Source organism: Mycobacterium lehmannii (assembly GCF_001499925.1).
GTDB classification, from domain to species: Bacteria; Actinomycetota; Actinomycetes; order Mycobacteriales; family Mycobacteriaceae; genus Mycobacterium; species Mycobacterium lehmannii.
In genome coordinates this window covers 62052-72376 of the sequence record NZ_LQIR01000015.1, presented here as the reverse complement: position 1 = coordinate 72376, position 10325 = coordinate 62052, and the positions used below count along the sequence as shown (strand labels likewise).

The window sequence follows — 10325 nt, the reverse complement described above, 5'->3', positions numbered from 1 at the left end:
AGGGCGGGACGCCGGCCGCCCCAGTCGCTCCGGCCGCCAACGTCGCCCCCGGCGTCCCGCCCAGCACAGCGGCACCCGGTGCCGGCACGGTGGGTGCCCCTGCGCCCGGTCCGGTTTCGACCGCACGCGCCCAACGCGAGGCCATTGCGGCCGCCACCCTCCGCGGGCCATCCGGCAGCGATCCCACTCAACTCGCCCAACGAATCGCGGCTGCCCTGAACGTCGGCATCACCGACATGGGGTTCTACTGGGTCACCGGCCTCGCCAAGGACGGCACCATCGTCGTCGCCAACAACTACGGCCTCGGCTACATCCCCGAGGATGTCAAACTGCCCGACCGCGTCAAGATGGCCACCGCCGACGAAGGGATCCCCGCTCATGTTCGCGGATCCTGGGCGACGTATCCTATTCTCGCACTTCATGGTTGGGCCCAGCACCACAACACCGAACTCCGCGCCGTCATCGCGACCGAGGACCAGTTCAAGGGCTTCGACCCCGGCGCGCCCCGGATCGTCCTGCGTCCCGACGACATCCCCGAGAGTGGCCGGATGGACGGTCGCCATCGCCTACAGGTGATATCCCCCGACGCGGCAAGCAAATTGGCCGCTATCACGCCCACCGGCCTGTCCGAGGTGCTGCCTGCACCGCCCACCGACGCCACTCCCCCAGAAGACCGGCGCGCGCTGCTGTGGTTCGAGGTCTTTCGTCCCTTGCTCAGCAACTCACCCGACCGCGCCCCGGTCCAGTTGCAGTGCTTTGTCACCTATGCCGACCATGCCCAGGAACTGGCGCTGCACCGAGCACATACCGCGACCGATGCCGCCGACCAGCGCACCGCCATCGCCGACTGGATCTACTGGCAGCACCTGAGCGTCCTCATGCAGGACGCGATCGCCACGGACGCCACCGTCTGACCGGCGCCACCGGCTGAGAGCATCAAGCCGAAGTTTGGCACTCACTCGAATGGGCACGCCTCCCTCAGACCACGAGGAGGCGCCCATGCGAGCAGTCACCTGGCAGGGTCGTCGGAAAGTGTCCGTCGACAACGTGCCCGATCCCGCGATCAAGGAACCGACCGACGCGATCATCCGAGTCACCAGCACCAACATCTGCGGCTCGGACCTTCACCTCTACGAGGTGCTCGGCGCCTTCATGAACCCCGGCAACATCCTGGGCCACGAAGCGATGGGCGTCGTCGAGGAGGTCGGGCGCCAGGTCGACGGTCTACAGCCGGGCGACCGCGTGGTGATCCCGTTCAACATCTCCTGCGGCCACTGCTTCATGTGCGACCAGGGTCTTCAGAGCCAGTGCGAAACCACCCAGAACCGCGACCAAGGGACGGGCGCCGCGCTTTTCGGCTACTCCAAGCTCTACGGCGAGGTCGCGGGCGGGCAGGCCGAGTACCTGCGCGTCCCGCAGGCGCAGTACACCCACATCAAGGTCCCCAACGACGGCCCCGACGACCGCTACGTCTACCTTTCCGACGTCCTGCCCACGGCATGGCAGGCCGTGGAGTACGCCGCGGTACCCGAAGGTGGCACCCTGGTCGTCCTCGGCCTGGGTCCGATCGGCTCGATGGCCTGCCGTATCGCCGCACACCGCAAGGGCTGCAAGGTCATCGGCATCGACCTGGTCGACGAGCGGCTTTCCCGCGCTCGCGCCTACTGCGATGAGCTGATCGACCTTCGCACCGACGACGCCGACGAGGTCGTCAAGAGCCACACCGAGGGTCGCGGCGCCGACTCGGTCATCGACGCGGTCGGCATGGAGGCGCACGGTTCTCCCGTCGCCGAAACCATGCAGACCGCCAGCGGCTTCCTGCCCTCGCCCATCGGCCGCGTCGTGATGAAAAACGCCGGCGTCGACCGGCTCGCCGCTTTGAACTCCGCGATCGCCCTCGTCCGGCGCGGCGGGACGATCTCGCTGTCTGGCGTCTACGGTGGCGCCGCCGACCCGATCAACATGATGACGCTGTTCGACAAGCAGATTCAGCTGCGCATGGGCCAGGCCAACGTCAAGAAGTGGGTGCCCGACATCATGCCGTTGTTGACCGCCGAGGATCCGCTGGGCGTCGAGCAGTTCGCCACCCATCGTCTTCCGCTGGAGGACGCCCCCGGCGCGTACGAAACCTTCCAGAAGAAGGAAGACGGCATGGTCAAGACCATTTTGAAGCCCTGATGCCGATGGATCAGCCCGAGGCCCTCGTTGCCGGACCACTGCCGTCGCGAGTGCTACGGCCACTCCGACACAACGCTTGAGACAATCCGTGTTGTCGCTACCTGATACCCCTGGTTTCGGTATCGCGGGTTCTGGCAACATTACCGACGAGTAAGGAGTTTCCTCCGACTTCGGGTAGGTGGGCATATGACGAGTACTTGGAAAGCTTCAGAGATCTCGGTACTGGCGCAGAGCGAGGGCGGCGGCACCGCCATCCACGAGATCATCCTTTTGTCGATCGTCGCCGCTGTGATCGCGGCATTGATGTTGTGGATCGGCTGGATGCACCGCACGCACAAGATCGAGTGGCTGGCGCGTCTCGGCGACTGGTCCGGTCGCCGCTTCAAGCGGCCGTCATGGGTGGCGCTGCCGATCGCGATCTTCACCGCGTCGATCATCTGCGCGCTGTTCGGGTTCATCTGGGACGTCAGCCTGCACATCGGCAACGGCCGTGACGACGGCGCGCTCGCCAACCCCGCTCACTACTTCATTCTCATCGGCCTGTTCGGGATCTTCCTCGCCGGCTGCACCGCGATGGTGCTGCCCCGCGGCGAGGAAGAGCGCCCCGGCCCGGCCGCGGTGCGCATCACCGACCACTGGTACGCACCGGTGGGCGGGATCGTCATGGCCGGGTGCGGTGTCTACGCGCTGCTCGGATTCCCACTCGACGACATCTGGCACCGAATCTTCGGACAGGACGTCACGCTCTGGGGCCCCACCCACCTGATGATGATCGGTGGCGCAGGCTTTTCCACGTTGGCCGCGGCCTACCTCGAACTCGAGGGCAAGCGGGTCCGGACGCCTGACACGCCGCCCGACGGTATCGGCCTCAAATTCATCCAGTACCTGGCGTTCGCCGGCGTGCTGATCGGTATGTCCGTCTACCAGATCGAGTTCGACTTCGGCGTCCCGCAGTTCCGCCAGGTCTTCCAACCCATGCTGATCGCGGCAGCCGCAGCGCTCGCGTTGGTTGCCGCGCGCTTCTTCCTCGGCCGCGGTGCGGCGCTCATCGCCGCCGTCATTGCCATCGGCCTGCGCGGGATCGTGGCCTTCCTCGTCGGTCCCGTACTCGACGCCCCGATCAACTGGTTCCCCCTCTATCTCGGTGCGGCCGTCGTCGTCGAACTTCTCGGCCTGACCCCACTGATCAAGCGTCCGGTACTTTTCGGTGCCGTGGCCGGACTCGGCGTCGGCACCGTCGGGCTGTGGCTGGAGTCGCTGTGGATCAACGCCGTCTACCACCTGCCGTGGCACACCAGCATCTGGCCCGAGGCGTTGGCGATGGCCGTCCCCGTCGCCATCTTGACCGGCGCCTGCGGTGCATTGGTCGGCATGGTGTTGACCGAACAACGACTCCCGCGGCGGGCGCTCAGCGTGGGGCTGGTCGTGTTGACCGTGCTTGCGATCGGCGGCGCCACAGCCAATGGCCTCCGCTACAACGTTCCCGAGAACGCCAACGCCACCATCGTCTTGACCGAAGCTCCCGGTGACGACGACGCGCGGTTCGTGACCGCCGACGTGCAACTCACACCCGCCAACCTGCTGAGCGAGGATCCGAACTGGGTCTCGGTGCTCGGCTGGCAGGGCGGCCTGCCCAACCATCGAGGCATGTTCGTCGACAACCTCGAGCAGGTCGGGCCCGGGCACTACCGCTCCACCGAGCCGATGCCGGTCTCCGGCACATGGAAGACGCTGCTGCGCGTCCACGACGGCCGGATGCTGGCGGCGGTGCCGATCTACCTGGCAGGCGATCCCGGCATCGGCGCGGAGGAAGTGCCCGCCGAACCGAACATGACGCGTCCGTTCGTCTCGGAGATCACGATCCTGCAGCGTGAACGCAGCCCGGACATCCCCCAGTCGTTGTGGCTGATCGGATGCCTGATCGTGCTCGTGTGCTCGCTCGTCATGGTCGCCGGCATCACCTGGGGTGGCGGCCGCATCAACCGGAGCGAGCCCAGCGGAAGTGAGGCCGAACTACAACCCAGCGCGCAATCATGACGGGCGCGCCGGACAGCGCAGATGTCGTAATCCTCGCCGACCACCCGGTGTGGATCGCGGTGCCCGCCTTCGCCCCGGCGATCATCGTCGCCGGGGTGGTGGTTTACATAGCAGTGAAGAACCGTCGTAAACGAGAAGTCGAATCCAACGGGGAAAACACAACGTGAAACCGACACTCATCCGCTCCAGCGCGGCCTGCATCGCTGCGACACTTCTCGTCGCCGGATGCGGTGGCTCGCGCGATTCCGAACCGGAAGCGAGTAGTCCCGCCCAGTCGACCGTCGGCGCCGGCGACATGCCCGATCAACAGCGCCCGCCCGATCGCCTGACCATCGACGTCACGATCGAGAACGGCAACGTCGACCCCACCAACGCACAGATTCAGGGCAAGGTCGGTGAGCCGATCGTGCTGCGGGTCAACAGCGACGCGGCCGACGAACTGCATGTGCATTCAGTGCCCGAGCACACGTTCAAGGTGGATCCCACACCTGGCCAACAGTTCCAGTTCACGGTCGACGTGCCCGGCAACGTCGAGATCGAACTGCACGACCTGAATCGCGTCATCGCGACCGTTCAAGTCCAGCAGTGATGTCGGGGCCGTCGGTCTCCGTACTGGCCCACGGTCTCGGCGGCTCGACGGATCTGCCGATTCCGTTCACCTACGCGGTGGTCGGGGCCGCATGGGCGTTGACATTCACGTTCGCGGTGGTGGCGCTCGCCTGGAAGAAGCCCAAGTTCGATCCGGCCAATTCCGTTCGCCCCCTACCTCGTTGGGTGACAGCCGTGGTCGATGCGCCCGTGACCCGTTGGGCCCTCGCGCTCGGCGGGTTGGGTTTCGCGGTGTGGGTCGGTGTCGCCGCCGTCCTCGGTCCCCAAGACGCGAGGAATCCACTACCCGGCGTGTTCTACGTCCTGCTGTGGGTGGGCCTGGTGGCGGTCTCGCTGATCATCGGACCGGTGTGGCGAGCGATATCGCCGGTGCGGGCGGTTCTCCGGTTACTGGGCGGGCGGTCGCTGCGCCTGACGTACCCCGCGTGGCTGGGATACTGGCCCGCGGCCTTCGGACTGTTCGCGTTCGTCTGGCTGGAGTTGGCCAGTCCCGATCCGGGTTCCCTTGCCGCCATCCGCATTTGGCTGCTGATCTACCTCGTGGTCACACTGGTCGGTGCGCTGGTGTGTGGTGAGCGTTGGTGTACGCGGGCAGACCCGTTCGAGATGTACAGTGTGGTGGCCTCGCGGCTCTCGCCGTTTCGCCGGGACCCCGACACGGGCCGCGTGGCGATCGGCAATCCGTTCGACCATCTCCCGTCGCTTCCGGTGCGCCCGGGCCTCGTGGTGGTCATGGCGGTGCTTTTGGGATCGACTGCGTTCGACAGCTTTTCGGCCATGCCCGAATGGCGGAACTTCGTTGACGACCATTCTTCGTCGACGCTGACCGCCACCCTGATCAAGACGGCCGGCTTGGCGACGTTCGCAGCCGTCGTCGCCGCAACCTTCTGGCTCGCTTCGATCGCTACCGGCGGTGTGGATCGCGACCAGCGCCGCCGGTTGCCCGGGTTGATGGCGCACTCGCTGATCCCGATCGTCATCGGCTACGTGTTCGCCCACTACCTGACCTATCTGGTCGAACGCGGTCAGCAGACGATCATCCTGCTGGCCGACCCGCTGGCACGCGGGTGGAACCTGTTGTGGCTGCAGGACGCAGAGGTCAGCTACTTCCTGTCGCAACACCCTGCCGTGCTGGCGACGCTGAAGGTCGGGTTCGTCCTGGCCGGGCACGTCGCCGGTGTGGTCGCCGCGCATGACCGCGCGCTGCGCCTGCTGCCGTCGGCCCATCAGCTGACCGGGCAGCTGGCGATGATGCTGGTCATGGTCGGCTACACATTCACCGGGCTGTACCTGCTGTTCGGCGGGTAGCGTCGGGAGGCATGAAGGCGCTCATCATCGTCGACGTCCAGAACGACTTCTGCGAGGGCGGCTCACTGGCCGTCACCGGCGGCACCGACGTCGCCCGCGACATCAGCCAGTTGCTCGCCGACCAGACCGAATACGCGCATGTGGTGGCCACCAAGGACTTTCACATCGATCCTGGCGACCACTTCTCCGACAACCCCGACTTCGTGACGTCCTGGCCGCGGCACTGCGTCGTTGGTACCACCGGTGCCGACTTTCATCCGCAGTTCCGGCCCGATGCGGTCGAGGCCGTCTTCACCAAAGGCGAGTACTCGGCCGCCTACAGCGGCTTCGAGGGCAGCGACGAGGCCGGGACGACGCTGGCCGGCTGGTTACGTGAACGCGGAGTCGACGAGGTCGACGTGGTCGGCATCGCGACTGACCACTGCGTGCGGGCGACGGCGGCCGACGCCGTAGCCAACGGGTTCACCACGCGCGTCCTGCTGGACCTGACCGCCGGAGTCGCCGCCGAGTCGACCGCCAAGGCCGTCGAAGACCTGCGCGCGGTCGGCGTCCAAGTCGTTTAGTCGCCGGCCGTCGGGTCGACCGGCTTACCCGTCCACGACGGCGCCCGGCCCTCCAGGAACGCGCGCACGCCTTCCTTGGCGTCGTCGTGTCCCATCAGCTGCAGGTGGATCTGCGTCTCGCGGGCGCCGACTTCAGACCGGTCGAGGTCGTAGGAGTCCCACAGCAGCCGCTTGCTGGCCGCCACCGACATCGGCGCGGTGTTGACGGCGATGTCGCGGGCGAGGTCCAACGCGGCCGCCAGCACCTCGTCGGCGGGCAGTACCCGGCTGCCCAACCCGAGCTGCACCGCCCTCGTCCCATCGAAAGTGGCTCCGCTCAGCAGGATTTCGGCCGCATTGGCGACACCGACCAGGCGGGGAAGGATCCAGTGGGAATAGGCGTCACCGACCACTCCGCGCCGCACCTGCACGACGCCGTAGCGGCCTTCGACGGCGAAGAACCTGATGTCGCACTGCAGCGCCAGCGTCAGCCCCAACCCGATCGCGTGCCCGTTGACCGCCGCGATGACTGGCTTGGGCAGCGTCCACGCGGGCACATCGATACCGGCCGCGCTGAAGCCTGACCCCGGGGCAGCGAAGGTGGCTTCGCCGGCGGCCAGGTCGGCGCCTGCACAGAACGCAGGCGGAGTTCCGGTCAGCACGATCACCCGCACCGCGTCGTCTCCGCCGAGCCGCCGGTAGGCGTCGGCGAGTTCGTCGCGCATGCCGTCGCCGACGGCATTGCGCTGCCGCGGCCGGTTCAGCGTGATGGTCGCCACCCCGTCCTCGACGCCGGTCAGCAGCGTGCGGTAACCGGGCAGGTCGGGGCGGGCGGGCACGCGTTTCTCCTGGCTGGTGTGATGTTTGTGCGTAGTTGGTTGTGATGTTGCCGCATCGGGCACACCCGTATCGTCTCGTTGTCCGTGTGTGTCGTCGTCTGGAGTGAGAATTGACCCAAGCCCCCGCCCCCCAAGCCGCGTCCCTGGAGGTCTGGCCCGGTAAGGCTTACCCGCTCGGAGCGACCTACGACGGGACGGGCACCAACTTCGCGGTGTTCAGTGAGGCCGCCGAGAAGGTCGAGTTGTGCCTGTTCGACGCCGATGGCACCGAGACCCGGATCACGCTGCCCGAGAACGACGCGTTCGTCTGGCACGGATTCATTCCCAACATCGAACCGGGTCAGCGGTATGGCTACCGGGTGCACGGCACCTATGACCCGCCGACCGGTCAGCGCTGCAACCCCAACAAGCTGCTGCTCGATCCGTACTCGAAGGCGATCGACGGCAATTTCGACTGGAACCAGTCGCTGTTCAGCTACAACTTCGGTGACCCCGACAGCCGCAATGACGACGACTCCGCCGCGAGCATGCCGAAGTCGGTGGTCATCAACCCGTACTTCGACTGGGGCAACGACCGCCCGCCGGACTACGAGTATGCCGACTCGGTGATCTACGAGGCGCACGTCAAGGGCCTGACGCAGACGCATCCCGATATTCCCGAAAACATCCGCGGCACCTATTCGGCCGTGGCGCATCCGGTGATCATCGAGCATCTGCAGTCGCTCGGGGTGACGGCGATCGAGTTGCTGCCGGTGCACCACTTCGCCAACGACTCCACGCTGATCGACAAGGGCCTGTCCAACTACTGGGGCTACAACACCATCGGCTTCCTGGCGCCCGATTCCAAGTACAGCTCCAGCCCGAACCCCGGTGGACAGGTGCAGGAGTTCAAGGCGATGGTCCGCGCACTGCACGAGGCAGGCATCGAGGTGATCCTCGACGTGGTCTACAACCACACCGCCGAGGGCAATCACCTGGGTCCGACGCTGTCCATGCGGGGTATCGACAACGGCGCGTACTACCGGCTCGTCGAAGACGACAAGCGGTACTACATGGACTACACCGGAACCGGCAACAGCCTCAACGTCGGTCATCCACATTCGCTTCAGCTGATCATGGATTCGTTGCGGTACTGGGTGACCGAGATGCACGTCGACGGTTTCCGGTTCGACCTCGCCTCCACGTTGGCCCGCGAGTTCTACGACGTCGACCGGCTGTCGACATTCTTCGAACTTGTACAACAGGATCCGACGGTCAGCCAGGTCAAGTTGATCGCCGAGCCGTGGGATGTCGGTCCCGGTGGTTACCAGGTCGGCAACTTCCCGCCGCAGTGGACGGAGTGGAACGGCAAGTACCGCGACACGGTTCGCGACTACTGGCGCGGAGAGCCCGCCACGCTCGACGAACTCGCCTATCGCCTAACGGGTTCGGCCGATCTGTACGAGCAGACCGGTCGGCGACCCGTCGCCTCCATCAACTTCGTCATCGCCCACGACGGCTTCACGTTGCGGGACCTGGTGTCCTACAACGAGAAACACAACGAGGCCAACGGCGAGGACAACAACGACGGCGAGAGTCACAACCGGTCCTGGAACTGCGGCGTGGAGGGGCCGACCGACGATCCCGAGATCAATGCACTGCGATCGCGCCAGCAGCGCAATTTCCTTACGACGCTGTTGCTTTCGCAGGGCGTGCCGATGATCGCCCACGGCGACGAGCTCGGCCGCACGCAGCAGGGCAACAACAACGTGTACTGCCAGGACAACGAACTGTCATGGATCGACTGGTCGGACCCCGACACCGATCTGATGGAATTCACCCAAAAGGTGTCGGCGTTGCGCGCGGCGCACCCGGTGTTCCGCCGGCGCCGGTTCTTCTCCGGGCGGCCGGTGCGCCAGCGCGGCGGGGAGGGCCTGCCCGACATCGCCTGGTTCGCACCCGATGGCTCGGAGATGAGCGACGAGGACTGGGAAACGGGCTACGCCAAGTCAATCGCGGTGTACCTCAACGGCAACGGCATTCCCGATCGCGACGTGCGCGGGCAGCGCATCGTCGACGACTCGTTCGTGCTGTGCTTCAACGCGCATTACGAGCCGCTCGACTTCGTGATGCCGGAGAAGAAGTTCGGCGATTCCTGGATCGCGGTGATCGACACCGCGGCCGACGACGGCGACGAACCGACGCCAATCGACGCCGGGCAGAAGGTTCAGGTCGCGGCGCGTTCCGTTCTGGTGTTGCAAGCGGCGACGGAGGAGTAGCAATTCGGCGTCGAAGAAGGTACCCCTACTCGACCACCGGGAAGAACGAGTCGCCGTCTTCGGGGGTGCCGTCTATCTGGCCCATGTCGCGGCCGTGCTGGTCGGGGTCGATGCGCTCGACCTGGTCGTCGGGGCGCAGCTCGGTGTCGCCGCTGGGCTCACTCATCGGCTGGTTCAACTCGGGCTGCTCGGGCTCTTCGGCGGCGAGTTTCTCGTCGAGGCTCTCGTCCACCTCGCCGTCGGCATTGATCTTGTCGGCTTCACGCCACCCCTCTGGTGGATCGACGGTCTCGTCGCCGTCGTCGTTGCGCACGTCGTCGGAGTCCAACGCCTCCGTCGGGCGCAGCGTGTCGCCGACACCGCCGCCGTCGTTGGGTGAATAACCTGGGTCAGGGTTTGCGCTCACAGGTATTCGGTTGCCCGCCTGCCCGATGGTTAAACGCCGCACCGCGCGGCGGACGGTCCCCCGCCGTCCGCCGACCGACCCGCGGCAGCCGGCCGTATCCCACCCGGCGATCACCGAAACCGACTGTGCGACAGGCTTCTTGACCGTC

Annotated in this window: 9 protein-coding genes and 1 pseudogene; 8 read left to right on the top strand and 2 right to left on the bottom strand. The window is 66.2% G+C overall.

Going from position 1 to position 10325, the window contains the following annotated elements; translation table 11 throughout:
• The 7 genes and pseudogenes from AU192_RS11025 to AU192_RS11000 all read left to right on the top strand — a co-directional run.
• Positions 1–914, top strand: a pseudogene (locus tag AU192_RS11025) (hypothetical protein); the annotation flags it as partial.
• A gap of 85 nt (positions 915–999) precedes the next feature.
• The gene (locus tag AU192_RS11020) at positions 1000–2178 is read left to right on the top strand and encodes a zinc-dependent alcohol dehydrogenase (protein WP_064395992.1); all 1179 of its coding nucleotides are present in this window, start codon (positions 1000–1002) and stop codon (positions 2176–2178) included.
• Positions 2179–2364: 186 nt separating this feature from the next.
• Positions 2365–4215, top strand: coding sequence for a hypothetical protein (locus AU192_RS11015; RefSeq protein WP_064395969.1), 1851 nt, complete (start codon positions 2365–2367; stop codon positions 4213–4215).
• Entirely contained in the window at positions 4212–4382 is a 171-nt protein-coding gene (locus AU192_RS25685; RefSeq protein ID WP_164674037.1) for a hypothetical protein, read from the top strand. Before AU192_RS11015 ends, AU192_RS25685 begins: the two co-directional genes overlap by 4 nt.
• The gene (locus tag AU192_RS11010; protein ID WP_094288205.1) at positions 4379–4804 is read left to right on the top strand and encodes a cytochrome c oxidase subunit II; all 426 of its coding nucleotides are present in this window, start codon (positions 4379–4381) and stop codon (positions 4802–4804) included. Before AU192_RS25685 ends, AU192_RS11010 begins: the two co-directional genes overlap by 4 nt.
• Complete coding sequence (locus tag AU192_RS11005) at positions 4804–6132, top strand: hypothetical protein (protein ID WP_064395968.1); 1329 nt, start codon at positions 4804–4806, stop codon at positions 6130–6132. Before AU192_RS11010 ends, AU192_RS11005 begins: the two co-directional genes overlap by 1 nt.
• Before the next feature lie 11 nt (positions 6133–6143).
• A complete protein-coding gene (locus AU192_RS11000) occupies positions 6144–6695 on the top strand; it encodes a nicotinamidase (RefSeq protein WP_064395967.1) in 552 nt (183 codons plus the stop codon).
• Here the strand turns inward: AU192_RS11000 and AU192_RS10995 are convergent.
• Complete coding sequence (locus AU192_RS10995) at positions 6692–7513, bottom strand: enoyl-CoA hydratase/isomerase family protein (RefSeq protein ID WP_082694978.1); 822 nt, start codon at positions 7511–7513, stop codon at positions 6692–6694. The genes AU192_RS11000 and AU192_RS10995 overlap by 4 nt on opposite strands.
• Before the next feature lie 110 nt (positions 7514–7623).
• Here AU192_RS10995 and glgX point away from each other — a divergent pair, with 110 nt between their 5' ends.
• Positions 7624–9771, top strand: coding sequence for a glycogen debranching protein GlgX (gene glgX / locus AU192_RS10990; protein ID WP_242656937.1), 2148 nt, complete (start codon positions 7624–7626; stop codon positions 9769–9771).
• A gap of 25 nt (positions 9772–9796) precedes the next feature.
• Here the strand turns inward: glgX and AU192_RS10985 are convergent, their stop codons facing one another.
• Positions 9797–10177 (bottom strand): hypothetical protein, encoded by a 381-nt coding sequence (locus AU192_RS10985; protein WP_064395965.1) that lies wholly within the window; start codon positions 10175–10177, stop codon positions 9797–9799.
• Positions 10178–10325 lie beyond the last annotated feature (148 nt).